The sequence below is a fragment of the Pseudomonas shirazica genome, from assembly GCF_015168335.1.
In the GTDB taxonomy this organism is placed as follows: domain Bacteria; phylum Pseudomonadota; class Gammaproteobacteria; order Pseudomonadales; family Pseudomonadaceae; genus Aquipseudomonas; species Aquipseudomonas asiatica.
Window position 1 is genome coordinate 3,222,157 of record NZ_CP063456.1, and the last position, 25,961, is coordinate 3,248,117.

Annotated in this window: 26 protein-coding genes; 18 read left to right on the plus strand and 8 right to left on the minus strand. The window is 64.1% G+C overall.

Annotation, left to right across the window (positions count from 1 at the left end):
- Nucleotides 1-16 precede the first annotated feature (16 nt).
- The 6 genes from IMX18_RS14875 to IMX18_RS14900 all read left to right on the plus strand — a co-directional run bounded on the left by IMX18_RS14875 (nucleotide 17) and on the right by IMX18_RS14900 (nucleotide 4,291).
- Nucleotides 17-1,099, plus strand: a complete 1,083-nt coding sequence (locus IMX18_RS14875) for a hypothetical protein (RefSeq protein WP_137137323.1) — start codon at nucleotides 17-19, stop codon at nucleotides 1,097-1,099.
- A gap of 138 nt (nucleotides 1,100-1,237) precedes the next feature.
- The gene (locus IMX18_RS14880) at nucleotides 1,238-1,933 is read left to right on the plus strand and encodes an SEL1-like repeat protein (protein WP_015269752.1); all 696 of its coding nucleotides are present in this window, start codon (nucleotides 1,238-1,240) and stop codon (nucleotides 1,931-1,933) included.
- A gap of 224 nt (nucleotides 1,934-2,157) precedes the next feature.
- A complete protein-coding gene (locus IMX18_RS14885; protein ID WP_013971958.1) occupies nucleotides 2,158-2,850 on the plus strand; it encodes an AzlC family ABC transporter permease in 693 nt (230 codons plus the stop codon).
- Complete coding sequence (locus IMX18_RS14890) at nucleotides 2,847-3,161, plus strand: AzlD domain-containing protein (protein WP_046615691.1); 315 nt, start codon at nucleotides 2,847-2,849, stop codon at nucleotides 3,159-3,161. Before IMX18_RS14885 ends, IMX18_RS14890 begins: the two co-directional genes overlap by 4 nt.
- Nucleotides 3,158-3,991, plus strand: a complete 834-nt coding sequence (locus IMX18_RS14895; RefSeq protein ID WP_015269750.1) for an AraC family transcriptional regulator — start codon at nucleotides 3,158-3,160, stop codon at nucleotides 3,989-3,991. The genes IMX18_RS14890 and IMX18_RS14895 overlap by 4 nt, the downstream gene beginning before the upstream one ends.
- Before the next feature lie 72 nt (nucleotides 3,992-4,063).
- Nucleotides 4,064-4,291 (plus strand): hypothetical protein, encoded by a 228-nt coding sequence (locus IMX18_RS14900; protein WP_003260451.1) that lies wholly within the window; start codon nucleotides 4,064-4,066, stop codon nucleotides 4,289-4,291.
- A gap of 44 nt (nucleotides 4,292-4,335) precedes the next feature.
- On the opposite strand, the gene IMX18_RS14905 is transcribed toward IMX18_RS14900, so the two are convergent.
- The 5 genes from IMX18_RS14905 to IMX18_RS14925 form a co-directional block, all read right to left on the minus strand.
- Nucleotides 4,336-4,818 carry a copper chaperone PCu(A)C gene (locus IMX18_RS14905; protein WP_015269749.1) on the minus strand — a complete coding sequence of 161 codons (483 nt, stop codon included), beginning with the start codon at nucleotides 4,816-4,818 and terminating at the stop codon, nucleotides 4,336-4,338.
- A complete protein-coding gene (locus tag IMX18_RS14910; RefSeq protein WP_024086651.1) occupies nucleotides 4,819-5,427 on the minus strand; it encodes an SCO family protein in 609 nt (202 codons plus the stop codon). It lies immediately after the preceding gene.
- Between the two features lie 221 nt (nucleotides 5,428-5,648).
- Complete coding sequence (nfuA, locus tag IMX18_RS14915) at nucleotides 5,649-6,233, minus strand: Fe-S biogenesis protein NfuA (RefSeq protein WP_003250416.1); 585 nt, start codon at nucleotides 6,231-6,233, stop codon at nucleotides 5,649-5,651.
- 58 nt (nucleotides 6,234-6,291) lie between these two features.
- Entirely contained in the window at nucleotides 6,292-7,326 is a 1,035-nt protein-coding gene (locus IMX18_RS14920; RefSeq protein WP_217190583.1) for an acyltransferase family protein, read from the minus strand.
- 209 nt (nucleotides 7,327-7,535) lie between these two features.
- Nucleotides 7,536-9,836: a fatty acid cis/trans isomerase gene (locus tag IMX18_RS14925; RefSeq protein ID WP_217190704.1), complete on the minus strand. Its 2,301-nt coding sequence runs from the start codon at nucleotides 9,834-9,836 to the stop codon at nucleotides 7,536-7,538.
- Between the two features lie 183 nt (nucleotides 9,837-10,019).
- Between IMX18_RS14925 and metH the strand changes: the two genes are divergently transcribed.
- Nucleotides 10,020-13,727 carry a methionine synthase gene (metH, locus tag IMX18_RS14930; RefSeq protein ID WP_100413125.1) on the plus strand — a complete coding sequence of 1,236 codons (3,708 nt, stop codon included), beginning with the start codon at nucleotides 10,020-10,022 and terminating at the stop codon, nucleotides 13,725-13,727.
- A 160-nt stretch (nucleotides 13,728-13,887) separates the two neighbouring features.
- Nucleotides 13,888-14,103: a DUF2970 domain-containing protein gene (locus tag IMX18_RS14935; protein ID WP_003256398.1), complete on the plus strand. Its 216-nt coding sequence runs from the start codon at nucleotides 13,888-13,890 to the stop codon at nucleotides 14,101-14,103.
- 263 nt (nucleotides 14,104-14,366) lie between these two features.
- Here IMX18_RS14935 and IMX18_RS14940 read toward each other — a convergent pair whose 3' ends face one another.
- Nucleotides 14,367-15,443, minus strand: a complete 1,077-nt coding sequence (locus IMX18_RS14940) for an ABC transporter substrate-binding protein (RefSeq protein WP_015269746.1) — start codon at nucleotides 15,441-15,443, stop codon at nucleotides 14,367-14,369.
- A gap of 213 nt (nucleotides 15,444-15,656) precedes the next feature.
- Between IMX18_RS14940 and IMX18_RS14945 the strand changes: the two genes are divergently transcribed.
- The 6 genes from IMX18_RS14945 (at nucleotide 15,657) to IMX18_RS14970 (ending at nucleotide 20,286) form a co-directional block, all read left to right on the plus strand.
- Nucleotides 15,657-17,309, plus strand: coding sequence for a nitrite/sulfite reductase (locus tag IMX18_RS14945; RefSeq protein WP_013971944.1), 1,653 nt, complete (start codon nucleotides 15,657-15,659; stop codon nucleotides 17,307-17,309).
- Complete coding sequence (locus tag IMX18_RS14950; protein WP_013971943.1) at nucleotides 17,293-17,787, plus strand: DUF934 domain-containing protein; 495 nt, start codon at nucleotides 17,293-17,295, stop codon at nucleotides 17,785-17,787. The genes IMX18_RS14945 and IMX18_RS14950 overlap by 17 nt, the downstream gene beginning before the upstream one ends.
- A gap of 356 nt (nucleotides 17,788-18,143) precedes the next feature.
- Nucleotides 18,144-18,947 (plus strand): 2,5-didehydrogluconate reductase DkgB, encoded by an 804-nt coding sequence (dkgB, locus tag IMX18_RS14955; protein WP_015269745.1) that lies wholly within the window; start codon nucleotides 18,144-18,146, stop codon nucleotides 18,945-18,947.
- A 4-nt stretch (nucleotides 18,948-18,951) separates the two neighbouring features.
- Nucleotides 18,952-19,206, plus strand: a complete 255-nt coding sequence (locus tag IMX18_RS28090; RefSeq protein WP_052329211.1) for an LLM class oxidoreductase — start codon at nucleotides 18,952-18,954, stop codon at nucleotides 19,204-19,206.
- 347 nt (nucleotides 19,207-19,553) lie between these two features.
- A complete protein-coding gene (locus IMX18_RS28235; RefSeq protein ID WP_263011078.1) occupies nucleotides 19,554-19,685 on the plus strand; it encodes a hypothetical protein in 132 nt (43 codons plus the stop codon).
- A gap of 136 nt (nucleotides 19,686-19,821) precedes the next feature.
- Nucleotides 19,822-20,286 carry a nuclear transport factor 2 family protein gene (locus IMX18_RS14970; protein WP_217190581.1) on the plus strand — a complete coding sequence of 155 codons (465 nt, stop codon included), beginning with the start codon at nucleotides 19,822-19,824 and terminating at the stop codon, nucleotides 20,284-20,286.
- Here the strand turns inward: IMX18_RS14970 and IMX18_RS14975 are convergent, their stop codons facing one another.
- Both IMX18_RS14975 and IMX18_RS14980 read right to left on the minus strand, forming a co-directional pair.
- Entirely contained in the window at nucleotides 20,287-21,642 is a 1,356-nt protein-coding gene (locus IMX18_RS14975; RefSeq protein ID WP_061302714.1) for an ATP-binding protein, read from the minus strand.
- A complete protein-coding gene (locus IMX18_RS14980) occupies nucleotides 21,639-22,349 on the minus strand; it encodes a response regulator (RefSeq protein WP_054572708.1) in 711 nt (236 codons plus the stop codon). The genes IMX18_RS14975 and IMX18_RS14980 overlap by 4 nt, the downstream gene beginning before the upstream one ends.
- Nucleotides 22,350-22,517: 168 nt before the next feature.
- Between IMX18_RS14980 and IMX18_RS14985 the strand changes: the two genes are divergently transcribed.
- From IMX18_RS14985 to IMX18_RS15000, 4 genes are all read left to right on the plus strand, one after another.
- Complete coding sequence (locus IMX18_RS14985) at nucleotides 22,518-23,300, plus strand: MlaA family lipoprotein (RefSeq protein ID WP_061302716.1); 783 nt, start codon at nucleotides 22,518-22,520, stop codon at nucleotides 23,298-23,300.
- Nucleotides 23,290-23,529 (plus strand): hypothetical protein, encoded by a 240-nt coding sequence (locus IMX18_RS14990; protein WP_061302719.1) that lies wholly within the window; start codon nucleotides 23,290-23,292, stop codon nucleotides 23,527-23,529. The genes IMX18_RS14985 and IMX18_RS14990 overlap by 11 nt, the downstream gene beginning before the upstream one ends.
- Before the next feature lie 288 nt (nucleotides 23,530-23,817).
- A complete protein-coding gene (locus IMX18_RS14995; protein ID WP_100413128.1) occupies nucleotides 23,818-25,050 on the plus strand; it encodes an MFS transporter in 1,233 nt (410 codons plus the stop codon).
- A gap of 36 nt (nucleotides 25,051-25,086) precedes the next feature.
- Nucleotides 25,087-25,860, plus strand: a complete 774-nt coding sequence (locus IMX18_RS15000) for an AraC family transcriptional regulator (RefSeq protein ID WP_061302721.1) — start codon at nucleotides 25,087-25,089, stop codon at nucleotides 25,858-25,860.
- Nucleotides 25,861-25,961: the final 101 nt, after the last annotated feature.

Genomic DNA, 25,961 nt, shown 5'->3' on the forward strand with positions numbered 1-25,961 from the left:
GAGAGAAGGAGAACCCATGACTGCGATTGACACGAGCCCTTCACCTTCGCCGTTGCAACAGGACTACCAGCGCTTTCTGCTGCTGGGCAGCCGGCGTGCACCGCACACCGTGCGTGTGCACGAAACCGGCTACCGCTCCGGCACCATCAATACCGATGCCCTGGGCCTGCGATACAGCCATTGCGCCGGCAAGCGTTTTTCGGTGGCCGAACGCGGTGGTGCATCACGTGTCAACCTGCTGGTCGGCGGTTCCGCGGCGCTGGGCATCGGTGCCAGCTCCGACGAACACACGGTGGCCTCGCACATGTCGATGCTTACTGGCGAAGTCTGGCTGAGCCTGGCCGGCTGCGGGCTTAATGCGAGCCAGGAGCTACTGATGTTCCTGACCCACCAGCACCGCCTTGGCCAGCTTGGCCATGTGGTGGTGCTCAGCGGCCTCAACACCCTGGCACACGAAGCCCTCTGCGAAGTCCTCGAAAACCTGAACGACCCGCGGCACGCCAAGGCCTATCAGGACTTTCTCAACAGTTTCAGCGAAGGCATGCAGCCCACGACAACGCCACGTCGGCAATCGCTGTGGCGGCGCATCGGTCAGGCGTTGGTCACGCCCCCGGCCGCGATATCTGCCACCTGGTCGCTGTCGCCTCCGGAAAAGCGCCTCACCCGAGCCGCCGACAACATTGGCCGGACCTTGCGCCAATGGGACCGGCTGCTGGCAGACAGCCACTCCACCCTCACCTTCATCCTGCAGCCGTTGCTGCCCTGGTGCCGGGATAGCGTGCCCGCTGGCGAGGAGGCGATGCTGGATGCGCTTCAGCGGCAACCGGCGAATTTCGACCGGCTGCTGGACGGCGCATTCGACAGCCAATTGCACTCGGCCTTCTTCCGCCGTATCAAGAGCCAGGCCGACCCGGTGCCTTGCTACGACATGAATTGCATGCTCAGCAGCTCGCCGGTGTTCGGCGCCGACCTGTTCATCGACCGCCTGCATTTGAACGACCTGGGCAACAATGCCCTTGCCAAGGTCATTACCGCCAAGCTTGGCCTGGCCCAGGAAAAACATGCCCAGCGCAAGGTCACGCCGATCAAGCTCGTCTGAGAATTGCCGGGTGGTCTTTCGGCCAGGCCCCTTGGGTGGCTAGAATAGGCCGTCGTTCCGATCTGCCCGAGGCGCACGCTTGACCGCCATGAACATCGAAGCCTTCCATCAGTACCTGGCACCCTCTGGAGCTTGCCTGTGAGCCGCATGCTTCGCTTGCCCCCGCTGTTGATCGCCCTGATGCCACTGGCTGCGCACGCGCTGGAGGTGCGCATCGACCCTCATGCCGACCTGCTCTACCGCCAGGCCTTGCCCCTGCTGGAGCAGGCCGACAACCAGGACGACGGCGCCAGCACGCTGCGCACGGCCATCGGCGGCGACCCGGAGCTCAGCCGCCAGGGCCAGGCAATGGCCCACACCCTGCCGACCGCGGTCGCCTTGCTGAAAAAGTCCGTGGAGCTGGGCCACCCGGTCGCACAGTACCGCCTGGCGCTGTACTACATGACCTACCTGCCCGCCGCGCAAATCCCGGATGCCGCCTGCCCGTTGCTCGAAGCCAGCCTCAGGCAGGGCTTTGCCGCACCGGCACCAGCCATCGCCACCTGGTGCCCTCCCTACAACGCCAGCAACGAGTACCGTACTGCGCTGGAGGCCATCCCCAACATGGCCACCGTGTATGCGCCCTACTACCCGCAACCGGCCACGCACCTGGCCTGCAACCGCAACCGGCCACAAGGCCTGGAAATGCAGTGGGGGCGCCAGCGTGACTACCAGGCCGAGGTATACCGCCTGCTCGGCGACCTGGACCCGCAGCACCGCCAGAGCCTGCTGCAGAAGGCCGTGGACACCAACGGCTGCGTGACGGCGCAGCAGCACCTGACCAGCCATCCGTAACACGGACGCGGTTTCTGTGTAGGAGCGGCCTTGTGTCGCGATGGGGCGCGCAGCGGCCCCAGGATTTCAGCTTCGCCGCAGATATTGCCGGGGCCGCTGCGCGCCCCATCGCGACACAAGGCCGCTCCTACAAGGGACCGTGCCCAGGCATAGCAAGATCGTTCAAGCCATCCCCCGCCCCGTCTGGCATGCTGGCCTGCCAACGTACACGCACTGCAGCCACCATGCCCCACATCGCCCGCCAAGCCTTTCTCCACGGCGCCATCGCCATTCTCCCGTTGTCCCTGGCCGTCGCCCCCTGGGGCCTGCTGGCCGGCTCCATGGCCATCGAGGCCAACCTCAGCGCCTGGGAGGGGCAAGGGCTGTCGGCCATCGTCTTCGCCGGTGCCGCGCAACTGGTGGCGATCGGCATGCTCAAGGGCGGCGCCAACCTGGCGTCGATCCTGCTGACCACCCTGCTGCTGACCTCGCAGCACCTGCTGTATGGCCTGACGATGCGCCCGGTGCTGTCCAGCCAGCCGCTGCGCTGGCGGCTGGGCCTGGGCTTCCTGCTCACCGACGAGTTCTTCGCCCTGACCAGCCAGTACGACCAGCAGCAGTTCAACCGCTGGTACGCCCTGGGCGTGGGCCTGACCTTCTACGTCGCCTGGAACCTGTTCACCCTGGCCGGCATCCTGCTGGGGCAGAACATTCCGCACCTGGACCAGCTCGGCCTGGACTTTTCCATTGTCGCCACCTTCGTCGCCCTGATCGCGCCGCTGGTGCGCAACCTGGCCACGCTGGTGTGCGTGGCGGTGTCGCTGTTCTGTTCGGTGCTGTTCAGCTACTGGCACTGGGAAACCGCCCTGGTGGCCGCAGGCCTGCTGGGCATGAGCGCCGGTTTCGTCTGCCAGAAATTCGCCGGAGCCCGCGCATGACCTGGGTCCTGATTCTTGCCATGGGCGCCATCGTGTTCCTCAACCGCTATGCGTTCCTGGAGCCGCGCCTGCCCTTGCGCCTGAGCTCCAACGCCCGGCAGTTCCTCGGTTTTGCCGTGCCGGGCATGCTCACCGCAATCTGCGGCCCGATCATCTTCATGCCCGAGCATCAGTTGAACCTGAGCCTGCTCAACCCTTACCTGCTGGGTTCGCTGGTGGCCATCGCCCTGGTGCTGTTGACCCGCAGCGTGTTGCTGAGCATGCTGGTGAGCATGTTGATCTTCTTCCTTTTGCGCAGCTGGCTGGCATGAGCACGCCCCTGCGCGAACAGACACACCTCTGGCAGGCGCCGGCACTGGGCGACGTCGAGATGCTGCACGCGCGTTATTTCCAGCAGCGCTTCGCCCCGCATGTGCATGAAGGCTATGTGTTCACCGTGATCGAGTCGGGCGCACAGCGCTTCTGGCATCGCGGCAGTGAGCACCTGGCGCCGGTCGGCAGCATGGTGCTGATCAACCCCGACGAGCTGCACACCGGTGCCACCGCCCACGAAGCGGGCTGGCGCTACCGTGGGTTCTACCCGGAACATGAACGGGTAACCGGGGTGCTCGACGAACTGGAACTGGGCCGCCACGGCATGCCCAGCTTCAAGGACAGCGTGATCCACGACCCGGCCCTGGCGCTTGCCTTCAGCCAGTTGCACCAGCTGTCCGAAGCCGGCGCCAGTGCCCTGCAGCAGCAGACCGCCTGGCGCCAGGCGGTGCTGGCCCTGGTGCAACGGCACGGGCAATGCGCCGATCCTGCCACCCCTGGCCACGAACCGCTGGCAGTGGCCCGCGCCCGTGAGCTGCTGGAAAGCCAACTGGCCGACCCACCCTCGCTCGAAGCTCTGGCGGCGGCGGTCAACCTGTCACCGTTCCACTTCGCCCGGGTGTTCCGCCAGGCCACTGGCCTGCCGCCACATGCCTGGTTGAAACAGCGGCGCCTGGCCCGTGCGCGGGAAATGCTCAAGCGTGGCTGGGTGGCCTCGGAAGTGGCGTTCGACCTGGGCTTTGCCGACCAGAGCCATTTGAGCCGGCAGTTCAAGCAGGCCTACGGGGTAACGCCAGGGGCTTATCGCAGCGCCTGCCTGCAAGGCTGAGCTGCGACAGCCGGCCTCAGGCAGGCCGGCCAGCCACTGCTACACTGACAAGGCTGAATGGAGGATCCTGCCATGTCCGAAAGAGAGCTCACCACCCTCCTGTCGCTGATGAACCAGCGCCAGGCCTGCCTGAGCAGTGCCTGCAAGGAGATAGCCGACTGGATCGACCGGCAGGGCGACGTGCCCGCCGCCGGCAAGATCCGCGCAAGCCTCAAGGCTCTGGAGGCTGATGAGGCCCAGGTCCGCAAGACCCTGACCTCGCTGACCCTGGACAGACCGCTGCCCAAGTTTCGCAGCTGATTGAACCGGGGGCTGCCTGGCAGCCCCCAAAGGGTTCAGCCTGATCAGTGCTTCATGTGCATGTGATCATGCCCGCCGCCCGCCTCGGCGTTGAGCGCACGCACTTCGGCCTGCACGTCCAGGGTTTCCTTGGCCCCCTTGGCATCTTCGATGGTCAGGGTCAGCGGCACTTTCTCGCCTTCCTTCACCTGGTTGTTCAGGCCCATCAGCATCACATGCAGGCTATTCGGGTCGAGGGTCACCGCCTTGCCGGCCGGTAACTCGACCGCCTTGACCTCACGCATGCCCATCACATCGCCGTTCATGGTCATCTCGTGCACCTGCACGGTCTTGGCCACAGGCGAAGCCACGCCCACCAGCTTGCTGTCGCTGCTGGCGGTCAGGGTCATGAAGGCACCGGTGGACTGCTGGTGCGGCACGGTCGCCCGCACCCAGGCGTCACTTACGGTGGTCTGGGCCAGGGCCGGCAGCGCCAGGCCCATCAGGACCAGGGCAGCCAGGCCGCGCTTGATCGGTTGCATCGACATTCAGCAGATCTCCATCAGGGTGACCAGGTCTTCGGCGCATTCCTGGGCGGTAAGGGAATGGCCCAGGCTCAGGCGCAGGGTGCCACGCGTATCGTAGACGTAGCTGGTGGACGAGTGAGAGACGGTATAGGTATCACCGGCCGGGACTTTCTCGTAGAACACCTTGAATTCCTTGGCCACCGCGGCGATTTCCTCGGGGGTGCCGGTCAGCGCGGTGAACGACGGGTCGAACGCCTTCACGTAGGCATCGAGCACCTCGGGGGTGTCACGTTCCGGGTCCAGGGTAATCAACACCACCTGGAACAGGTCGCGATCGCGGCCGCGCAGCAGCTTGCGGATTTGCGCCGCGCGCGCCAGGGTGGTCGGGCACACGGCCGGGCACTGGGTGAAGCCGAAGAAGATCATCGGCATGCTGCCGTAGAAACTCGACAGGGTGCGCACATTGCCTTGGGTGTCCTTGAGGCTGAACTTGCGCCCAAGGATTTCGTTGCTCATGTTCTTGCCGTACTTGAACTCGAGCCCCCGGGCCGGGCTGCAGCCTGCCAGCAGGCCAAGCCCGAGAACGCCCATCCCGGCGACAACTGCGCGCCGGGTATATAGATCATTCATGAAACCATCCTTTACAGGGAAGGTGCCGGCCCTCGGGACGGGCCGGTCGAAAAACCGGGGCATTCTGGCACGACACCCCGAGGGGTTCTACCCGACGAAGGCAAGGATCGGCTGCAGCCCTTTGAATACGGGCTGCGGCCTGTTGTCGCAGGGGTTGAAACAGTAACACTTTGTTGCTAAGGAAGAGGGTTCAACGCGATCCCTGTAGGAGCGCGTCAACCTCAGTAGTAGGCGTTCTCTTTCTGACTGTGGTCAGTCACGTCACGCACGCCCTTGAGTTCGGGAATACGCTCGAGCAGGGTGCGCTCGATGCCTTCCTTCAGGGTCACGTCGGCCTGGCCACAGCCTTGGCAACCACCACCGAACTGCAGCACGGCAATACCGTCGTCGACAACATCCACCAGGCTCACCTGGCCGCCGTGGCTGGCCAGGCCGGGGTTGATCTCGGTCTGCAGGTAATAGTTGATGCGCTCGTTGATCGGGCTGTCTTCGTTGACCATCGGCACCTTGGCATTCGGCGCCTTGATGGTCAGCTGGCCACCCATGCGGTCGGTGGCATAATCGACCAGTGCGTCTTCCAGGAACGGCACGCTGACCGCGTCCAGGTAAGCGGTGAAGCTCTTCAGACCCACGGCGGTGTCGTCAGGCTTCTCTTCGCCCGGCTTGCAGTAGGCGATGCAGGTTTCGGCGTACTGGGTGCCCGGCTGGGTGATGAAAATGCGAATGCCGATGCCAGGCGTGTTCTGCTTGGAGAGCAGATCGGCCAGGTAGTCATGGGCGGCGTCGGTAATGGTTATAGCGCTCATGTAGGTTCCTCACAGACTTGCGGCCAAGTGTACGCCAACCCGGCCTTCGAACAAAGTCCTAGTATTTGACTCGGGAAAGCGCATATTCAGGGGCCTGCCCCCGTGGCGCCGCCAGCCAGGCCTGCATGCGCCGGTACAGGCCGCGCTCCAGCCACTGGTAGCTGAACCACGACATTAGTCCAATGGACGGCACGCACAGGGCGAACACCAGGTACGGGTTCAACTGCAGGCGCTTGCTGGCGAACCAGCCGGCGTACAGCACCAGCACATGGACCAGGTACACCGAATACGAACAGTCGCCCAGCGCCTTGAGCACCCGGTTGCCGCGGAACACCGGCTCCAGGGCGACGAAGGCCAGCACGATCATTGCGCTCGGCACGCCCCAGTGCAGCAAGCGCCGGGAAGCGTCCAGGTGGTAGATGGCAAGGCCTGCCACCGCCAGCAACGCCAACGGCAGCCAGCGGCCCTGGTGAATCAGCCCGCGACGGTGCAGCACGCCCAGGCCGATGCCTAGCAGGAATTCGTAGATGATGTCGTTGCTATAGAAGCGACTGAGCACGCCCAGCCCGCCCAGTATCTCGCTGGCCAGCAGCAGCGCGGCGGTGACCAGCAACTGGTGATGACGCTGGCGCACCAGGAAGGCCAGGCCGAACAGCAGGTAGAAGAACATCTCGAAGTTCAGCGTCCAGCCCACGTTCAGGGTCGGGTACAAGCCGTAGCCACCGGGGTTTTCCGCCGGGATGAACAGCAGCGACAGCAGCAGGTGGTGCCAGGTGAATGCCTGGTGCGGCATCCATTGGCTGAAGGCCAACAGCAGGGTTGCCATCAGCGCCGTGTAGAACCAGTAGGCCGGGACGATACGCAGCGCCCGGTTGAGCAAGAACTGGCGGGTCTCAATGGCCTTGTCGCAAGTCGACAGGTAGATGACCAGCCCGCTGATGACGAAGAAGATGTCGACGCCTGCGGCGCCGCGGTCGGTGAGCAGTTGCCCGATGGGGCCGGAGGCTTGGAAGTCGAAGAAGATCTGCATGAAATGGTGGCAGACCACCACCCAGGCGGCGAACGCCCGCAGTGCCTGAAGCGAATACAGCATGGAGAACCCTGCAATTGCCGGTGCATTGAGGCCCGGCGAGCGCACCGCGCTCGATCGCGGGCTTGCCCGCTCCCACAGGGTTCATGCCATGCCCGAAAGCACCACATATCCTGTGGGAGCGGGCAAGCCCGCGAATGGGGCTGCACAGCAGCCCCCGGACCACCCACCGATTCCGACCGCAGGGTAATCGGAAAGGTCAGCCCAACCGATCAGAGGTTCTCGTAGCGGTTCATGTCCAGCACGCCCGCCTCGACCGGCTCGGTCTCCTTGATGAAGCTGTTCAGGTCATGGAAGTAGTGCCAGAACTCTGGGTGACTGCGACGCACACCCCAGCGCATGACGATGCGCTCGAACCTGGCCGGGTCATCTTTCGCATACTCCATATCCTCGACGAACTCCGGCACATCCCTGGTCGGGATGTTGAAGATGAAGTTGGGGTAGCTGCTGAGCACACCCGGGTACAGGGTCAGGGTATCCAGCCCCGGCTGGTAGCGGTACGCCTCGCCCAGCAGGAACGCCACGTTGCTGTGCGCGCGGTTGCGCAGCAGGCTGTACACCTGGCGCTGGCCGCCCTGCCCTTCGATGCGCAGCATGGTTGCCTCGGGCAACTGGTTGATCACCTTCAACCCGGCAGCCGGGCGCGACACCAGGCGGCTGAGCGACTGCTCGGCATTGCGGAACTCTTCGCTGACCTGCGGCCGAGAACAGAACGCGCCCTGGCAGCGGTTGATGGGGTCAGGCGCGGCATTCAGGCTGCCGGTACGCTGCAGAAGCTTCTGGCCGAAGTCGCGCTTGGGGTTGCGCGGGTCGAGCTGGATGCCGCTCGGGGTGTCGGTGTCGATTTCTTCATAATCCATCCACATCTTTACCTTGCCGCTGTTCTGGTACCAGTCGCCGAGGATCGCCTTGCGCTGGTCGGCCGGCATCAGGCGCAGGAAGTTGACCTCGGCGCCGTTGCGGATCAGGTCGAAGTACAGGCGCGTCTGCAACTGGTGCGAGACGTTGCCGAACACATCGAAGTTGACCGCCAGCTGGTAATAGGTGCGCTCGAACAACGGGTAGTCGAACAGCCACACGGTCAGCGGCACATCACCGATCAGGCCCTTGGTCACCGAGGCGCTGTCGAAGTGGCGGAAAATGCTCAGCAACGCGTTGTCGTTACCGGCCCATAGCGTCGCCCAGCCCGGGGCCGGCATGTCGGCATAGGCTTCGCGGCGCAGTTTTTCGTACTCGTTGCGCTTGTCACGGTAGGCGTGCCACAGGCTCAGCACGCTGCCCACGTCATCGATCTGCCCAGGCATGGCCAGCAGCGGCGTGGCCTCGCCACGGTACTTGGCATCGGTGATGTAGCGGTCGTGGGCCGGCTCCTGGAACAACGCCCAGAAGTTGTCGCGGATCACGTCGGTGGCAATCTGCCCACGGCATACCGGACCACGGATGAAGGTGCGCACGAAGTATTCGGCGTTATCCAGCATGAACTGGTAGCGCGCCACTGCCGGTATCGCTTCGAAGGTTTCGAACGGGTTGGCCCGGTGGCGCGGGCCGTAGCCTGGCAGTGCGGCGGCATGCCAGTCGCCGGCATAGAACAGTTGCTTGACCCGCTTGAGCTTCTGCGGCCCCATCGGGTAGGTGATGTGCGTCTTGTGCACGATCACGCCCTGCACCGGGATCAACCGGTAGTAGAAATCGGTGCCCGGCGGGTCATTGGGGCGGCGCGTGGCGATCAGGTCGACCGGCTGGCCGCTCGGTGTACGCGAACGTACCCATTGGAAGAAGTGGCCCTGCTCGCCACCGACGAAATAGATGTGCGCCAGGAACAGGTGCTCGTACAGCCAGCGGCCGACCAGCGCCTCGGTGGAACCCGGGCGGTTGAGCAGCTCTTCCCAGTCGGCAATCTGCTTGGCTTCGGCCGCACTTGGCTTGATCGGCTGGTACTCGACCGGCGCACCGGCGGCCAGCCAGCGGCGCATGGTGTCGTATTCCTTGTCGGTCAGGCCGGTCACCGCCAGTGGCATGCCTTCCTTGGGATGGGCGCCGGCATAGGCATCGAATTCTTGCGGCAACGGGCACATGTTGTTGCGGTTCAGGCCCAGGACGATTTCTTCGGGCAGCTTGGCATTGGGCGTGAGCGGGGTCTTGTGCCCGAGCTCCAGCATGCGCGCCATCAGCGCGGCCTGGCTACCCTGGTTGTCGAGGACCGAGTAAAAGCCCTTCTTGCGCCACTCGCCCTCGCTGTGGGCGTCGTAGAACAGCCGCGTGGTGGGCACTGCCTTGCTGCGCTCGCCCTGATACACCGGCACCTTGGTGGCGCCGCGCACCGCGCCTTCGGGGCTTTCCAGCTTCAGCTGGCAGGCGGCGTCGTTGCAGGCGTGGCAGGCCACGCATTTCTCGGTGAAGATCGGTTGAATGTCCCGGGTGTAGGAAATAGCCGGGCTCGACTGGGGGGCTTGCCCGAACGCCATACTGCTGATGAGCAGGGCGAAAACGCCGGCAAGAATACGATGCACCATGTGCGGAAAGTCCTGGGTATTGAAAGCCATCACGATTTGTTGCCTGGTCGTCCTTGGGTGCCCTGCTTCGCCGACGCCCGCCCAACATGAGCCATTTTCATGCAAATGGGCGATGCGCCTAAAAACCGCGCAGCTTTGTTATGATTCTGCACCTTCTGAAATTTGCCCGACCAGGTAGTTCCTATGTCCGACCGCAGCGCTCGTCTCCAAGCACTCCAGAACGCACTCAAGGAGCGCATCCTGATCCTCGACGGCGGCATGGGTACTATGATCCAAAGCTACCGGCTCGAGGAACACGACTATCGTGGCACGCGTTTCGCCGATTGGCCAAGCGATGTCAAAGGTAACAACGACCTGTTGCTGCTCAGCCGCCCGGATGTGATCGCCGCCATCGAAAAGGCCTACCTGGATGCCGGCGCCGATATCCTCGAAACCAACACCTTCAACGCCACGCAGATTTCCCAGGCCGACTACGGCATGGAATCGCTGGTCTACGAGCTGAACGTCGAGGGCGCGCGCATCGCCCGCCAAGTGGCCGATGCCAAGACCCTGGAAACCCCGCACAAGCCGCGCTTCGTCGCTGGCGTGCTCGGCCCTACCAGCCGCACCTGCTCGATTTCCCCGGACGTCAACGACCCAGGCTACCGCAACGTCACTTTCGATGAGCTGGTAACGAACTACATCGAGGCCACCCGCGGCCTGATCGAGGGCGGCGCCGACCTGCTGCTGATCGAGACCATCTTCGACACCCTCAACGCCAAGGCGGCGATCTTCGCCGTGCAGCAGGTGTTCGAGGAAGACGGCATCGAACTGCCGATCATGATCTCCGGCACCATCACCGACGCCTCGGGCCGTACCCTGTCGGGCCAGACCACCGAAGCGTTCTGGAACTCGGTACGCCACGCCAAGCCGATTTCCGTGGGCCTGAACTGCGCCCTCGGCGCCAAGGACCTGCGCCCGTACCTGGAAGAGCTGGCGACCAAGGCCGACACCCATGTCTCGGCCCACCCCAACGCCGGCCTGCCGAACGCCTTCGGTGAATACGACGAAACCCCGGCGGAAATGGCCGTGGTGGTCGAGGAGTTCGCCGCCAGCGGCTTCCTCAACATCATCGGCGGCTGCTGCGGCACCACCCCTGGCCACATCCAGGCCATCGCCGAGGCCGTGGCCAAGTACAAGCCGCGCGAGATTCCGGAAATCGCCAAGGCCTGCCGCCTGTCGGGCCTGGAGCCGTTCACCATCGACCGCCAGTCGCTGTTCGTCAACGTCGGCGAGCGCACCAACATCACCGGCTCCGCCAAGTTCGCCCGGCTGATCCGTGAAGAGAACTACACCGAAGCCCTGGAAGTCGCCCTGCAGCAGGTCGAGGCCGGCGCCCAGGTGATCGACATCAACATGGACGAAGGGATGCTCGACTCCCAGGCCGCCATGGTCCGCTTCCTCAACCTGATCGCCGGCGAGCCGGACATCTCGCGCGTGCCGATCATGATCGACTCGTCCAAGTGGGAAGTGATCGAAGCGGGCCTCAAGTGCATACAGGGCAAGGGCATCGTCAACTCCATTTCCATGAAGGAAGGCGTCGAGCAGTTCAAGCACCACGCCCGCCTGTGCAAGCGCTATGGCGCTGCCGTGGTGGTGATGGCCTTCGACGAAGTCGGCCAGGCCGACACTGCCGCGCGCAAGAAGGAAATCTGCCAGCGCAGCTACGACATCCTGGTCAATGAAGTGGGCTTCCCGCCGGAAGACATCATCTTCGACCCGAACATCTTCGCCGTCGCCACCGGCATCGAAGAGCACAACAACTACGCCGTCGATTTCATCGAGGCCTGTGCCTACATCCGCGACCACCTGCCGCACGCCCTGAGTTCGGGCGGTGTGTCCAACGTGTCGTTCTCGTTCCGTGGCAACAACCCGGTGCGTGAAGCCATCCACTCGGTGTTCCTGTACCACGCGATCCAGAACGGCCTGACCATGGGTATCGTCAACGCCGGCCAGCTGGAGATCTATGACGAGATCCCGCCTGCACTGCGTGAAAAGGTCGAGGACGTGGTGCTCAACCGTACCCCGCATGGCACCGACGCACTGCTGGCCATCGCCGACGACTACAAGGGCGGCGGCGCAACCAGGGAAGTGGAAAACGAAGAGTGGCGCTCGCTGCCGGTGGAAAAACGCCTGGAGCACGCGCTGGTCAAGGGCATCACCGCATTCATCGTCGAAGACACCGAAGAATGCCGCCAGCAGTGCGCCCGCCCGATCGAAGTGATCGAAGGCCCGCTGATGAATGGCATGAACGTGGTCGGCGACCTGTTCGGCGCGGGCAAGATGTTCCTGCCCCAAGTAGTCAAGTCGGCCCGCGTGATGAAACAGGCGGTAGCACACCTGATCCCGTTCATCGAAGCCGAGAAAGGCGACAAGCCGGAAGCCAAGGGCAAGATCCTGATGGCCACGGTAAAAGGCGACGTGCACGACATCGGCAAGAACATCGTCGGCGTGGTGCTGGGCTGCAACGGCTACGACATCGTCGACCTCGGCGTGATGGTGCCGGCCGAGAAGATCCTGCAAACCGCCCGCGACGAGAAGTGCGACATCATCGGCCTGTCCGGCCTGATCACGCCGTCGCTGGACGAGATGGTCCACGTGGCCCGCGAAATGCAGCGCCAGGGCTTCCAGTTGCCGCTGATGATCGGCGGCGCCACCACCTCCAAGGCGCACACCGCAGTCAAGATCGAGCCCAAGTACAGCAACGACGCCGTGGTCTACGTCACCGACGCCTCGCGCGCGGTAGGTGTTGCCACCCAGTTGCTGTCCAAGGAGCTGAAAGCCGGCTTCGTCGAGAAGACCCGCCAGGAATACGAAGAAGTACGCGAGCGCACCGCCAACCGCAGTGCCCGCACCGAGCGCCTGAGCTACGCCCAGGCTATCGCCGCCAAGCCGCAGTACGACTGGGCTGGCTACCAGCCAACGGTGCCCTCCTTCACCGGCGTCAAGGTGCTGGAAGACATCGACCTGCGCACGCTGGCCGAGTACATCGACTGGACCCCGTTCTTCATCTCCTGGGACCTGGCCGGCAAGTTCCCGCGCATCCTCACCGACGAAGTGGTCGGCGAGGCGGCGACGGCGCTGTACAAGGATGCCCGCGAGATGCTCGACAAACTGATCGACGAAAAACTCATCAGCGCCCGCGCGGTGTTCGGCTTCTGGCCGGCCAACCAGGTGGCCGATGACGATATCGAAGTGTACGGCGAGGACGGCCAGGCCCTGGCTACCCTGCACCACCTGCGCCAGCAGACCATCAAGCCGGACGGCAAGCCCAACTGGTCGCTGGCCGACTTCGTCGCGCCGAAGGCCAGTGGCGTTACCGACTACGTGGGCGGTTTCATCACTACCGCCGGCATCGGTGCCGAGGAAGTGGCCAAGGCCTACCAGGACAAGGGCGACGACTACAGTTCGATCATGGTCAAGGCCCTGGCCGACCGCCTGGCCGAGGCCTGTGCCGAATGGCTGCACGAGCAGGTGCGTAAAGAGCACTGGGGTTATGCCCGCGACGAACACCTCGACAACGAGGCGCTGATCAAGGAGCAGTACCGCGGCATCCGCCCGGCCCCCGGCTACCCGGCCTGCCCGGACCACACAGAGAAGGAAACCCTGTTCCGCCTGCTTGATGGCACTGCCATCGGTGAGACCGGGCCGAGCGGCGTGTTCCTTACCGACCACTTTGCGATGTTCCCGGCAGCGGCGGTCAGCGGCTGGTACTTTGCCCACCCGCAGGCGCAGTACTTTGCGGTGGGCAAGGTCGACAAGGACCAGATCGAGCGCTACAGCGCGCGCAAGGGCCAGGATGTGAGTGTCAGCGAGCGCTGGTTGGCGCCTAACCTGGGTTACGACAGCTAAGACCCTTGGGGCCGCTTTGCGGCCCATCGCGACACAAGGCCGCTCCTACAGGAGAATGCAATCCCTTGTAGGAGCGGCCTTGTGTCGCGATGGGCTGCACAGCAGCCCCAATAGCCACCTACACTGTCCCTGATTGCCTCTGATTTCCTCAGGAGCCACCATGGACGATTCCAGCCAGGGCAAGCCCCCTACCTTCTGGCAGATGCTGCACAGCATCCTCGCTGCCGCCTTCGGCGTGCAAAGCGGCAAGAACCGCGCCCGCGACTTCACCCACGGCAAGGCCAGCCATTTCATTGCGCTGGGGACGCTGTTCACCCTGGTGTTCATTGCCGTACTGATCGGCCTGGTGCAATTGGCCCTGCACCTTGCGCGCTAGCAAGAACGCCTGCGGGACTCCCTCCCGCAGGCGCTCTGGCTGCATCACGGTCTTGAATACAAGTCTACTGGTGGCTGACCCAATACACGGCAGTGACCACCACCAGAACGATCAGGCAGAGGATCGCCCAGGCATCGACGCTGCTGTCAGCTTTGCGGACCTTGGTTGAGTTTCCCATTGCATTGCCTCTTGTAGTGGTTATGGGAATGCACTTCACCACCAGCAGTTAAGACGAGCAATGCCCTTCCCTCAAGCAGGGTCTTTCAATAATTGATCGGTGATGTCAGAAATGGGTACTGGTAGTCGGGCGGCCGCCCTTCGGCACTGTAATGCTGGAAATCGATACCGTAGTCGGGCCGTTCCAGTAGTTTCAGCCAACGGGTTGCCTTGGCCTGGTCAATCGACTGCAACACCGGGATGCGATGCTCGCGCAGGCCGTCGCGGTTCACCGTCAGTCCCTGGGCATCATCGTGCAGCATCACCATGGCCCAGCCGCCGAGGGTGAAATGCCCGCCCATCAGCACGCTAAGACGCCCGTCGATACGGGCATGCAGGGCCTCGGGCGAGCTGTTGATGGCGCTGAACAGCACATCGCGCCCCGGCTTGCGCCCTGCCTCCTCGAACGCCTGCATGGCACCAAAGGCCATTTCGTCGTTGGCCGACCATACCAGGCGGGTGGCCGGGTAGCGCTCCACCAGTTGCTGCGCCTGCTCGTAGGCGCGCTGGCGGCTCCAACCACCATATACCACCTGGCGCAGGCGCACCTGGGGGAAGTCGGCCAGGGCGCGGCGCATGCCCTCCTCGCGCAGCTGCGAGGCCGGGGTGGTCTTGACCCCGGCAAACGCCAGCAGGTCCACCGGCCCACTGTCGCGGGGCAATTGCGCGACCATCTGGTGCAACATCTCAAAACCCGCTTGCTCGTCGTTGGCCGTCAAGGTGCCCAGCAGCTCGGCATACTTGTCCGGCTGGGCCTCGATGCTACGGGCCTGGCTGGCAGTCAGGCCGTTGTTGACCAGGAACAGTTTGACGCCGGTGCCACGCGACAGGCGGATGATCTCCGGCGCCACGTACCGCTCATTGACCAGGACCAGGTAATCCGGCCGCTGCGGTCCGCCCAGGATCGCCCTGGCCTGGGTCAGCGCCAGGTCGGCGCGGCGTTCGCTGTATTCCACGTGCAGGGTCATGCCCAGATCGTCTGCAGCGGCCTGCATGAAGCGGGTATAACTGGTCCAGAACGTTTCGGTGGACAGCCCCGGGTTGAGGAAAACCACCGAAGCCGGTTGCGCACTTGCCGCCAGCGGCAAGGCAAGACACAAGCTTTGGCACAACGCCTTGAGCATGGGCTGACATCCCTGCGAAGCAAACGCCGGATTATAAACGCCAAGCCACGCCCAGCGCACAAATGGCAGTCAGTCTCACATAGTCCATTTGGTTCTTTTCATATGCAAAAACATCACTTTAGCGCATAAACGCAACCTGCTATCGTTCCCCGGCTCCGAAGCGGAGTGCGCGGCCGTGCGCGCGAATAGCTGCATGCCTGAGACAGGACTTTTATGTACGTATACGACGAGTACGATCAGCGGATCATCGAGGACCGCGTCAAGCAGTTCCGTGATCAGACCCGCCGCTATCTGGCCGGTGAGCTGAGCGAAGAAGAATTCCGCCCTCTGCGCCTGCAGAACGGCCTTTACATCCAACGTTTCGCGCCGATGCTGCGCGTCGCCGTGCCGTACGGCCAGCTGAACGCCACCCAGGTCCGCACCCTGGCCAGGATCGCCCGCGACTACGACAAGGGCTACGCCCACATCTCCACCCGCCAGAACGTGCAGTTCAACTGGCCGGCCCTGGAGGACATCCCGGACATCCTCGCCGAACTGGCCACCGTGCAGATGCACGCGATCCAGACCAGCGGCAACTGCCTGCGCAACACCACCACCGACCAGTTCGCCGGTGTGGCCGCAGACGAAATCGTCGATCCGCGCCCGTGGTGCGAAATCGTCCGTCAGTGGACCACCTTCCACCCGGAATTCGCCTACCTGCCGCGCAAGTTCAAGATTGCCATCAACGGCTCGCAGGAAGACCGCGCCGCCATCGAAGTGCACGACATCGGCCTGGAGCCGGTGCGCAATGCCGCTGGCGAGCTGGGCTTCCGGGTACTGGTCGGTGGCGGCCTGGGCCGTACCCCGGTGGTGGGCTCGTTCATCAACGAGTTCCTGCCGTGGCAGGACCTGATCAGCTACCTCGACGCCATCCTGCGCGTGTACAACCGTTACGGTCGCCGTGACAACAAGTACAAGGCGCGGATCAAGATCCTGGTCAAGGCCCTTACCCCGGAAGTGTTCGCCGAGAAGGTCGAGGCCGAAATGGTCCACCTGCGTGGCGGCAGCACCACCCTGACCGAAGCCGAAGTGCAGCGTGTATCGCGCCACTTCGTCGACCCGGCCTACCTGGCCCTGGACAACGTCGACTACGCCGCGCAGGACGCCGAGTACCCAGGCTTCGCCCGCTGGCGCTCGCGCAACACCCGCGCCCACAAGCGCCCTGGCTACGTGGCCGTAACCCTGTCGCTGAAGCCCACCGGCGTTGCCCCGGGCGATGTGACCGACAAGCAGCTGGACGCCGTGGCCGACCTGGCAGAACGCTACAGCTTCGGTTTCCTGCGCACCTCGCACGAGCAGAACATCATTCTTGCCGACGTCGAGCAGCGTCAGTTGCATGCCCTGTGGCTGGAATTGCGCGAAAACGGCTTCGCCACGCCGAACATCGGCCTGCTGACCGACATCATCTGCTGCCCGGGCGGTGACTACTGCTCGCTGGCCAACGCCAAGTCGATCCCGATCGCCGAATCCATCCAGCGCCGCTTCGACGACCTGGACTACCTGTTCGATATCGGCGAGATCGACCTGAACATCTCCGGCTGCATGAACGCCTGCGGCCACCACCACGTGGGCCACATCGGCATCCTCGGCGTGGACAAGAAGGGTGAGGAGTTCTACCAGGTGTCGCTGGGCGGCAATGCCGCGCGTGGCGCGAGCCTTGGCAAGATCCTCGGCCCGTCCTTCGCCCAGGATGACATGGCCGATGTGATCGAGAAGCTGATCGCCGTGTACGTCGAGCAACGTACCGAGGAAGAGCGTTTCATCGACACCTACCAGCGTATCGGCATCGACCCCTTCAAGGAACGCGTCTATGCAGCGAATCATTAAGAACAACCAGATCGTCGACGAAACCTGGCATCTGCTGCCCAAGGAAACGTCCTTTGACGAGCTGACCAACTGCGACGACTACATCGTCCCGCTGCAGATGTGGCGCGACCATGCCCATGCGCTCAAAGCCCGTGACGGCGGGCTGGGCATATGGCTGGACAGTGACGAAGAAGCCGAAGAAATCGGCGAAGACGTGCAGCACTTCCAGGTCATCGCACTGAACTTCCCGGCGTTCACCGACGGGCGCAACTACTCCAATGCGCGCCTGCTGCGTGACCGCTACAAGTTCAAGGGCGAGCTGCGCGCCATTGGCGACGTGCTGCGCGACCAGCTGTTCTTCATGGCCCGTTGCGGCTTTGACGCGTTCGCCATCCGTGCCGACAAGGACCCGGAAGACGCGCTGCAAAGCCTGAAGGACTTCTCGGTGACCTACCAGGCCGCCACCGACGAGCCGCTGCCGCTGTTCCGCCGGCGCTGATCGTCACCTTGCAATGCCAGACGGCCCGCCTATATGGCGGGCCGTTTCGTTTTCCTGTACCGGCCTCTTCGCGGGCTTGCCCGCTCCCACAGGAATGCCACATTCCTTGAAGCCTGTGGTGTACCTGTGGGAGCGGGCAAGCCCGCGAAGAGGCCGGTACAGGAAGAATCTGCTATTCCAGCAACACAGTCACGACTTTGCCGCTGATTCTTGACTGTGAATCAAATGACCTTGGCCCCGCCCCATCTTAATCAATCCCCCTCAAAGCCGCACACTGCTCCCCCACACGAAGAGCGATCGAACCCGAGCGACCAAGCTCGATTCGGCCCACCCCCTCACTCACCAGGAGCAGATCCATGAGCGTTCCATCCTTCGGCCTCGGCACCTTTCGCCTAACCGGCCAAGCCGTCATCGATTCGGTCAAGTCGGCCCTGGAACTTGGCTACCGCGTCATCGACACCGCGCAGATCTACAAGAACGAAGCCGACGTCGGCCAGGCCATCGCCGAAAGCGGCGTCAAGCGCGGCGAGCTGTTCATCACCACCAAGATCTGGGTCGAAAACTACGCCGCCGACAAGCTGGTCCCCAGCCTGCGCGACAGCCTGCAAAAACTGGGCACCGACTACGTCGACCTGCTGCTGATCCACTGGCCAGCCCCAGGCAACGGCGTTGAGCTGCCCGAGTACATGGCCGCCCTGGCCGAAGCCAAGAAGCTGGGCCTGACCCGCCAGATCGGTGTATCCAACTTCAACATCGAACTGACACGCCAGGCCATCGAAGTGGTCGGCGAAGGCGAGATCGCCACCAACCAGATCGAACTCAGCCCCTACCTGCAGAACGGCAAGCTGACCGCGTTCCTCAAGGAGCAAGGCATCACCGTCACCTCGTACATGACCCTGGCCTACGGCAAGGTGCTGAAAGACCCGGTACTGGCCGACATCGCCGCCAAGCACAAGGCCACCGTGGCCCAGGTTGCCCTGGCTTGGGCCCTGCAGCTGGGCTACGCGGTGATCCCGTCGTCGACCAAGCGGGAAAACCTGGCCAGCAACCTGCTCGCACGTGACCTGAAGCTGGACGCTGACGACATGGCACGCATCGCCAAGCTCGAGCGCAACGGCCGTGAAGTCAGCCCTGACGGCCTGGCGCCAATCTGGGATTGATACCATGACCACGCCCCTCGAACGCCTGACCGCTGGCGGTTTCAGCATCGGCCTGGAAGCACCGCTGGACCACGACTGGACGCCCGCCGGCGACCAGGCGCGGCGCCGCGATGGCCGCCAGTTCGGCGAGCCGGACCTGGCCCGCCACGCAGAACTGGCACAACTGGCCGACCGCCTGGGCTACCGCGCCCTGTGGGTCCGCGATGTGCCGCTGTACGACCCGTCGTTCGGCGATGCCGCCCAGGTGTTCGAGGTATGACCCTGAAATCGGCCAACAGCTGGTAGCCGGCCTGACCCAGCAGAACCCGGAATGGATCGGCAGCAACCTCGACGGCTGCCTGGCCCACCCCGGCACACCGGACGACCACCGGCACCGGGTCGCCACCTGGCGCACGGTGGCGGGCAACAAGCCCTACAGCAGCTTCATCCGCCTGGACCTGGCGGACAACCCTGACGAACCGTTGCAACGCTGGCGTTTCGGTTTCCGCGGCGGCCGCAAGGCGCTGGCGGCCGAGCTCCGCGTCCTGCGTACGGGGGCTGGCCTCATCGATCAATGTCGGCGCGTTCAACCTGGGCAATGCCGTAGGCGCGGCGCTGGGTGGTGCGGTGATCAGCCTGGACCTGGACTATGCGGCCGTGCCGATGGCAGGTGGCGTGCTGGCGGCCACCGGGCTGCTGCTGGTGTGGCTGGGTGGGCGTAGCAAGGCTGCCGGGAAAACTGCAGCCGACGCAGCCTGATAGAGCCCCCTTGCCCCATCTCCAGCGGTCTTCATTGTTCCACGCACTGCAATTATGATGTGCCAGGCACACCCATTCTCTGTTCAGCCAGCGGCTACTACTCTCCTACCAGCCAATCGAACTGAGGAGAACCCCGATGTCCCGCCCACCCCTGCCGCCCTTCACCCGCGAAAGCGCCATCGAAAAGGTCCGCCTGGCCGAGGATGGCTGGAACGGCCGCGACCCGGCCAAGGTCGCGCTTGCCTATACCATCGACACCGTGTGGCGCAACCGCGTCGAGTTCCCGCGCGGTCGTGCCGAGGTCGAGGCGTTCCTGACGCGTAAATGGAACCATGAACTGGAGTACCGCCTGATCAAGGAGCTTTGGGCCTTCACCGGCAACCGCATTGCCGTGCGCTATGCCTACGAGTACCACGACGACAGTGGCCAGTGGTACCGCGCTTATGGCAACGAGAACTGGGAGTTTGCCGAGGACGGGTTGATGCAGAACCGCCATTCGAGCATCAACGAGAACCCTATCAGTGAAGCCGAGCGCAAGTTCCACTGGCCGCTGGGCCGGCGCCCGGATGATCACCCCGGGCTCAGCGAACTGGGGCTCTGATCAGCCCTGCGGCAGCATGATTCTGACTTCCAGCCCGCCACCCGGGCGGTTGCCCAGGGACATGCTGCCCCCCTGCTCCAGCACGATGGCACGTGCTGCGGGCAGGCCCAGCCCCACGCCACCGGTATTGCGGTTGCGTGAACCTTCGATACGGTAGAACGGCGCAAATACCTGCTCGTGCAGCTCGGGCGCGATGCCCGGCCCACGATCCTGCACGGTAATCTCGATCTGCCTGGCGTTTACCGCCAACACCACCGTGGGCTCGCAGCCGTATTTCGCTGCATTGTCGATCAAGTTGACCAGCACCCGCTTAATACCCACCGGCCGCCCCGTATACACACAGCGACGCGGCCCGCTGAGGCCGACCTCGACCCCCGCGTCCTTGAAGTCGTCCACCACGGTCAGCAGCAATTCGCCGAGGTCGAATACGGTCGTCTGTTCCAGCCGCGCGTCATCACGGAAGAACCCCAACGCCGCATCGACCATCGCCTGCATCTCGTCGACGTCCTTGAACAACCTGGCCTGTAGCTGGGCATCGTCGATGAACTCGGCGCGCAAGCGCATGCGCGTCAGCGGTGCACGCAAGTCATGGGAAATGGCCGCGAGCATCTGGGTGCGGTCGTTGAGAAAATGCTTGAGCTGCGCCTGGGTGGCATTGAACGCAAGAATGGTCTGACGCAGGTCGTGCGGGCCGACCACCGGAATGGGCGGGGCGTTGAAGTCCTTGCCAAAACGCCGCGCACCTTCGGCAAAGCGCTCCAGCGGCTTGGCCAGGTAGCGGGTGGCCAGCAGCGCGACGACAAGGCTGGAAACCAGCATCAGCCCGAGGATGATCAGGTTGCGCGGCAGTTCGTCCAGGCCCCAGCTACGGCTGGTGGCACGGAACAGTACCCAGGACTTGTCGGTCAGCTCGATCATCAGCGCATAACCACGTTCAGGTGCGTACTCCGGCATGTCGGACGGTGCGAAGGCCTCGACCCTGGCATCCGGGCGCTTGAGCAATGCGCGCAGGATAGGCGTGCCCTCGCTGAACTCGGCATCGACCAGCACGGGTACGCCCGCTTCGTCATGGCGGCGCAGCCAGCGCACGGAGTATGAGCCGTCGCCCGCCGCACTGGCGATGTTGGCGCGCTGCGCCATGGGCGCGACGTCGAGGATGCGAGTGACCGCTGCAACCTTCTCGATCACCCCGCTCTCCAGCAGCGGTGGCTGCGCCCAGACACTCAGCAACAGGCTGAACAGCCCCTTGAGCAGCAACAGGAACAGCATCGCCGTCAGGGTGGTCAGCGCGATCCAGCGGGCAATGGTGATCCTGGGCCGTGGCAGGGCCTGGCGAACCCTGGCGAGCAGCTTCATCGCTTCGCGACCGTGGGCGTGAACAGGTAACCGGCGTTGCGCAGGGTACGGATCAAGGGCTCGTTGCCGTTGTCGGTTTCAAGCTTGCGGCGCAGCCGGCTGACCTGGACGTCGATGCTGCGATCATAGGCGTCGTAGGCATCGCCACGGGCCATGTCCAGCAACTGCTGGCGGCTGAGCACCCGCCGCGGATGTTCGGCGAACACCAGCAGCAGCTCGAACTCACCGTTGGACAAGGGGATCATGACGTTGTCCGGCGAACGCAGCTCGCGCCGCACCACATCCAGCCGCCAGCCGGCAAACTCCAGGGTCGCGCAGGCATGGCCCGCCACGCTCCCGGCCGCTTCGCCGGCACGGCGCAGCACTGCCCTCACCCGGGCCAGCAGTTCACGGGCGGCGAACGGCTTCGTCAGGTAGTCGTCTGCCCCCAGCTCCAGGCCAACCACCCGGTCACTCAACTCGCCCATGGCGGTGAGCATGATCACTGCCACCTTGTGCTCGGCCAGCAAGCGCTGGCACAACACCAGGCCACTGTCGCCAGGTAGCATCACATCCAGAATGACCAGGTCCGGCACCCGCCGCTCGACGGCCTGCCACAGCGCCTTGCCATCCCTGGCCACGTCAACCTCGTAGCCATGCTGGCAGAGAAACTTCTGCAGCAGGTCGAGCACCTCGACATCATCGTCGACTATCAGCAAATGGCTCACAAAAAAGCACCGCAAAACAAGGTTATCAGGCCGTACTTTAAGGCCATCCCCACGTAGCCGTCATATATTTCAACCCGGAAACAAAGTGTCGACGCCGAGACAATCCGGACATTACCAGGCAAAGAAAACTGCGCAGCATCGCTGCCAGTTCTTGCCAGGAATGTATCTATGTCCCGTTCATCATCCGCCTCCCGCTCAGCGCGCTCAGCCGCGCTGGCCTTGTCGCTGCTTGCGGCGGGAGGCTGCAGCCAACGTGCACCGGCCACGGCGGCCTGCGGCAATGTCGCCTATCAGGTCAGTGACCCGGCGGAGCCCGCCAACCGCGCCGTATTCGCTTTCAACCGCACGGTCGACGACTATCTGCTGGCCCCCGTCGCACGGGGCTACACCGCGCTGCCCGGTTTTGCCCGGCAGGGCATGCACAACTTTGCCAGCAACTTCGGTGAGCCGAAGGTGTTCGTCAACGACCTGCTGCAGGGCAATGGCGAACGGGCGATGACCAGCCTCTCCCGCTTCATCTTCAACACCACCCTGGGTGTGGCAGGGCTGGTCGACGTGTCTGGCAAGATGGGGCTGAGCCAGCATCGCTCGGACTTTGGCCAGACTTTCGGGGTGTGGAACATCGCCTCTGGCCCCATCGTCGAGCTGCCGCTGCTGGGCACCCACAACCTGCGCGATGCTACCGGCACGCTGCTGGGTCTGGCACTGGACCCGTTTGGTGGCAACAGCGATACCGTCGAAACCATGGGCAACGTAGCCACGGCCGGCGGCATCGTCGATGCACGGGCCGAAGCACTGCCACTGACCGACCTGCTGCGCACCTGGCCTGACTACTACGTTGCGATGCGTGACTACACCGCGCAGCGGCGCAGCAACCGGCTGGCAGAAGGCAAGGCCGGCGAGCCGGGCACCTGGCCAGTGGATTGCGCAGGGGGTGCACATGAAGAATGATGCCCAAGGCGCCATGCTGCTGTTCAGGCGCCTGGAAGGCGCTGCCCGGCAACCGCTGTTGCTGCATGAACTGGAGGCCCGGGTTTCGGCCGATGGCCGGAGCCTGGTGCTGAGCCGCTATCGCGAACGCTTTACCGCCGAGGGCAAGCCCTACCGACACGAGGCTCACCGCAGCGTACCGATTGCAGCATTGCTGCGCTGGGTGGCGCGGCAGGGTCAATCGTTCTGAAAGGGACCGGCTTCTTCCACCCAGCGCGGGCCCTTGTAGGAGCGGCCTTGTGTCGCGAAAGGGCTGCGAAGCGGCCCCAGCAATTTGTGCATCTGCGCTGAAACTCTGGGGCTGCTTCGCAGCCCTTTCGCGACACAAGGCCGCTCCTACAAGGGATCGTGCATGTTCCTCTGACGGATGTCCGAAACGCGACAGTGGCTGCCTGTTCGGCGTGAGACAGGCAAACCGGGCACTGGCTACCCTTCTTCGGCAAATGCCTTGTTCCCTTTCGCCAGAAGAAGATCGCCCATGACGACCTCCACCGCCTCCATGGCCGCCACCACACCTGCCGACCAACCCCAGGGCTTTCTGGTCCGCATCGTCGGCGCTGCGGCATTCGCCCACCTGCTCAACGACCTGATCCAGGCCGTGCTGCCGTCCATCTACCCGATGCTCAAGAGCGATTTCGCACTCAGCTTTGCCCAGATCGGCTGGATCGCCCTCATCTACCAGGTGACCGCGTCCTTGCTGCAACCCTGGGTCGGCCTGTACACCGACAAGCGCCCGCAGCCCTACCTGCTGCCGGCCGGCATGCTGGTGACGCTGGTGGGCATCGCCCTGCTCGCCTTCGCCAGCAGCTATGAAATGCTGCTGGTGGCCGCCGCGGTGGTCGGCGTGGGCTCGGCGACCTTCCACCCCGAAGCCTCGCGAGTGGCCAGGATGGCCTCCGGCGGGCGCTTTGGCACCGCGCAATCGACCTTCCAGGTCGGTGGCAACACCGGCTCGGCCCTCGGCCCGCTGTTGACCGCTGCCATCGTCATTCCGCACGGCCAGCCGGCCATCGCCTGGTTCATGCTGGCGGCCGCGCTGGCGGTATTCGTGCTGCTGCGGGTGACCGGCTGGACCGTGCGTCACGGCCAGACCCGGCTCAAGACCTTCGCCGGCCAGCAGGCCCCCGGCCTGTCGCGTGGCGCCATGTGGCGCGCCGTGGCGGTCATCGCCGTGCTGATGTTCGCCAAGTTCGTCTACATCGCCTCGTTCACCAACTATTTCACCTTCTACCTGATCGAGCATTTCGGCCTGAGCGTGCAGCACAGCCAGCTGTACCTGTTTGTGTTCCTCGCGGCCGTGGCCCTGGGCACCTTCGCTGGTGGCCCGGTGGGTGACCGTATCGGGCGCAAGGCGGTGATCTGGGTCTCGTTCCTCGGCGTGGCGCCCTTCGCCCTCGCCCTGCCCTACGCCAACCTGGCCTGGACGGCGGTACTGGCGGTGGGCATCGGCCTGGTGATGTCCTCGGCCTTCGCCGCCCTGGTGGTGTATGCCCAGGAGGCCGTGCCGGGCCGGGTCGGCATGGTGTCGGGGGTGATGTTCGGGTTGATGTTCGGTATCAGCGGCATCGGCGCCGCCGGGCTTGGCGAACTGGCCGACCGGCATGGCATCGAGTGGGTGTACCAGATCATCTCGTTCCTGCCGCTGCTGGGGCTGGCCACCGCGCTGCTGCCGGCAACCCGCTCGCGAGCCCGCCCCAGCCGCTGCTGTTAAAGTGGGCGTGCCAGGCTGCCCGTACAAGAGGTCGAAATGCTGAAGCCGCAGCACGAATTGCTGGTGGAGGTGGATGAATGGAACTGGGAGGTGGGCAGCCGTGCGACGGACTACCCGACCGACTGGTTCATCGAGCCCCACAGCCATGCCAAACACCAACTGATCTATGCCACCAAAGGCCTGATGATCGTCGAGTCCGGTAACGAACGCTGGACCGTGCCCCCCAGCCGCGGCGTATGGATGCCTTGCGGCCAGGTGCACGCGATACGCTGCGTGGGCGATGTGAAAATGCGCAGTGTGTTCGTGCGCACCGACGCGGCAGTGCAGTTGCCCCTGCAGAGCAAGGCGATCAGCATCTCGCCATTGCTCAGCGAGCTGATCAAGGCCTCCGTAGGCTTTACCGCGCCGTTTGCCGAAGACTCGCGTGAAGCCCGGGTGATGCGCCTGATCCTCGACGAGATCTGCGTGCTGCCGACCTTGCCGCTGAAGCTGTCGCAGCCCGGCGACAAGCGCCTGCAGGCGATCTGCTCCGCGCTGCACGAGCGGCCTGACGATAACGCCACCGTGGCCGACTGGGGCCAGCAGCTGGGGGTGGACGAAAAGACCATCCAGCGCCTGTTCCGCAAGGAAACCGGCATGACCTTCGGCCAGTGGCGCCAGCAGGCGCGGCTGATGCAGGCACTGGAGCGGATCGCCCTGGGCGAGCGGATCATCGATGTGGCGGGGACGCTGGGGTATGACAGCCCCAGTGCCTTCGCCAGCATGTTCAAGCGCCAGTTCGGTATCACGCCGAGTCAGTTCTTCAAATAGCCTGTAGGAAACATATGAGATCGCCCCCGCGTCGCCTGATCTCGCACAGCAACCCTGTCAAGCCGTGTACAGTACCCTCACAACAAAGCCCCCAGAAGGAG

Coding starts and splice junctions, on each gene's coding strand:
- IMX18_RS14910 (WP_024086651.1), bottom strand. CDS start 5,427: ATGAATGATCTATATACCCGGCGCGCAGTTGTCGCCGGGATGGGCGTT.
- IMX18_RS14950 (WP_013971943.1), top strand. CDS start 17,293: ATGCAGCGAATCATTAAGAACAACCAGATCGTCGACGAAACCTGGCAT.
- IMX18_RS14920 (WP_217190583.1), bottom strand. CDS start 7,326: ATGCTGTATTCGCTTCAGGCACTGCGGGCGTTCGCCGCCTGGGTGGTG.
- IMX18_RS28090 (WP_052329211.1), top strand. CDS start 18,952: ATGACCACGCCCCTCGAACGCCTGACCGCTGGCGGTTTCAGCATCGGC.
- IMX18_RS15000 (WP_061302721.1), top strand. CDS start 25,087: ATGCTGAAGCCGCAGCACGAATTGCTGGTGGAGGTGGATGAATGGAAC.
- IMX18_RS14905 (WP_015269749.1), bottom strand. CDS start 4,818: ATGTCGATGCAACCGATCAAGCGCGGCCTGGCTGCCCTGGTCCTGATG.
- IMX18_RS14925 (WP_217190704.1), bottom strand. CDS start 9,836: ATGGTGCATCGTATTCTTGCCGGCGTTTTCGCCCTGCTCATCAGCAGT.
- IMX18_RS14885 (WP_013971958.1), top strand. CDS start 2,158: ATGCCCCACATCGCCCGCCAAGCCTTTCTCCACGGCGCCATCGCCATT.
- metH (WP_100413125.1), top strand. CDS start 10,020: ATGTCCGACCGCAGCGCTCGTCTCCAAGCACTCCAGAACGCACTCAAG.
- IMX18_RS14975 (WP_061302714.1), bottom strand. CDS start 21,642: ATGAAGCTGCTCGCCAGGGTTCGCCAGGCCCTGCCACGGCCCAGGATC.
- nfuA (WP_003250416.1), bottom strand. CDS start 6,233: ATGAGCGCTATAACCATTACCGACGCCGCCCATGACTACCTGGCCGAT.
- IMX18_RS14875 (WP_137137323.1), top strand. CDS start 17: ATGACTGCGATTGACACGAGCCCTTCACCTTCGCCGTTGCAACAGGAC.
- IMX18_RS14940 (WP_015269746.1), bottom strand. CDS start 15,443: ATGCTCAAGGCGTTGTGCCAAAGCTTGTGTCTTGCCTTGCCGCTGGCG.
- IMX18_RS14995 (WP_100413128.1), top strand. CDS start 23,818: ATGACGACCTCCACCGCCTCCATGGCCGCCACCACACCTGCCGACCAA.
- IMX18_RS14895 (WP_015269750.1), top strand. CDS start 3,158: ATGAGCACGCCCCTGCGCGAACAGACACACCTCTGGCAGGCGCCGGCA.
- IMX18_RS14970 (WP_217190581.1), top strand. CDS start 19,822: ATGTCCCGCCCACCCCTGCCGCCCTTCACCCGCGAAAGCGCCATCGAA.
- IMX18_RS14900 (WP_003260451.1), top strand. CDS start 4,064: ATGTCCGAAAGAGAGCTCACCACCCTCCTGTCGCTGATGAACCAGCGC.
- IMX18_RS14985 (WP_061302716.1), top strand. CDS start 22,518: ATGTCCCGTTCATCATCCGCCTCCCGCTCAGCGCGCTCAGCCGCGCTG.
- IMX18_RS14990 (WP_061302719.1), top strand. CDS start 23,290: ATGAAGAATGATGCCCAAGGCGCCATGCTGCTGTTCAGGCGCCTGGAA.
- IMX18_RS14945 (WP_013971944.1), top strand. CDS start 15,657: ATGTACGTATACGACGAGTACGATCAGCGGATCATCGAGGACCGCGTC.
- dkgB (WP_015269745.1), top strand. CDS start 18,144: ATGAGCGTTCCATCCTTCGGCCTCGGCACCTTTCGCCTAACCGGCCAA.
- IMX18_RS14890 (WP_046615691.1), top strand. CDS start 2,847: ATGACCTGGGTCCTGATTCTTGCCATGGGCGCCATCGTGTTCCTCAAC.
- IMX18_RS14935 (WP_003256398.1), top strand. CDS start 13,888: ATGGACGATTCCAGCCAGGGCAAGCCCCCTACCTTCTGGCAGATGCTG.